The 1,010-nt window shown below is 73.3% G+C and carries 2 protein-coding genes; both read left to right on the forward strand.

Translation table 11 applies throughout. The features are described from left to right. On the forward strand, positions 1–497 hold a 497-nt coding region (ccmA, locus tag GJV64_RS14775; RefSeq protein WP_164158253.1), incomplete at its 5' end, for a heme ABC exporter ATP-binding protein CcmA. After that, positions 497–1,010: heme exporter protein CcmB (gene ccmB, locus GJV64_RS14780; RefSeq protein WP_164158255.1), on the forward strand; the 514-nt coding region annotated here is incomplete at its 3' end. The genes ccmA and ccmB, both read left to right, overlap by 1 nt.

Here is a 1,010-nt window from a genome sequence, read left to right on the forward strand (position 1 = left end):
GGGTGGAGCCGGGCGGCGCACTGCTGCTGGTGGGGCCTAATGGCGCCGGCAAATCCTCCCTGCTGCGGCTGCTGGCCGGGCTGCTGGCGCCCGCCGCTGGCGGCGTCACCTATGCCGGCCGCCGCGCCTTCCTGGGCCACGAGGTGGCGCTGAAACCCCGGCAGACGCTGGGGGCGGAGCTGACGCACTGGGCGCGGCTGGATGAAGGGCTGGACCGTCTGCCGGTGGCGCTGGCGGCGATGAACCTCACCGCACTCACCGATGTGCCGTGCCGCATGCTGTCCTCCGGCCAGAAGCGCCGCGCCGGCCTCGCCCGCGTGCTGGCGGCGGGTGCGGACCTGTGGCTGCTCGATGAACCCACCGCCGGGCTGGACACTGCGTCGGCCGCACTGCTGGCCCACGCCATGGCCGCGCACCGGGCGGCGGGCGGCCTCGTCGTGGCGGCGGTGCATGGCGATATCGGGCTGGATGACGCCCAGACGTTGCGGCTCGGCTGATGTTCCTCATCCTTGTCCGCCGCGATCTTGTCCTCATCGCCCGTTCGCCGGCGCTGTGGTTGCCGGTGATGTTCTTCGTGCTGGCCGCCGCGCTGTTTCCCTTCGCCGTTGGCCCCGATGCGCGGCTGCTGGCGCGGATAGCGCCCGGTATCATCTGGGTGGCGGCGCTGCTCGCCAGCCTGCTGCCGGTGGAAACGCTGCTGGCGCCCGACGTGGAGGATGGCAGCATCGATCAGCTGATCAGCCGCGGAATCGCGCTCGAACTCGTGTGTGCGGCGCGCATCCTGGCCCACTGGATCGGCCTGGCGCTGCCGCTGCTGGCCGCCTTGCCGGTGGCCGGCGTGCTGCTCGGTCTCGATGCCGGCGCTGGCGTCCGGCTGGCCATCGCGCTGCTGCTCGGCACGCCGGCGCTGGCCAGCCTGGCGGTGGTGGCGGCCGCGCTCACTGCCGGGCTGAAAGGTGGCGGCGCGCTTGCCGGCCTCATCGTGCTGCCGCTGGCGCTGCCGGTGCTGA

The organism is Sandarakinorhabdus rubra, from assembly GCF_010994245.1.
Lineage (GTDB): Bacteria > Pseudomonadota > Alphaproteobacteria > Sphingomonadales > Sphingomonadaceae > Sandarakinorhabdus > Sandarakinorhabdus rubra.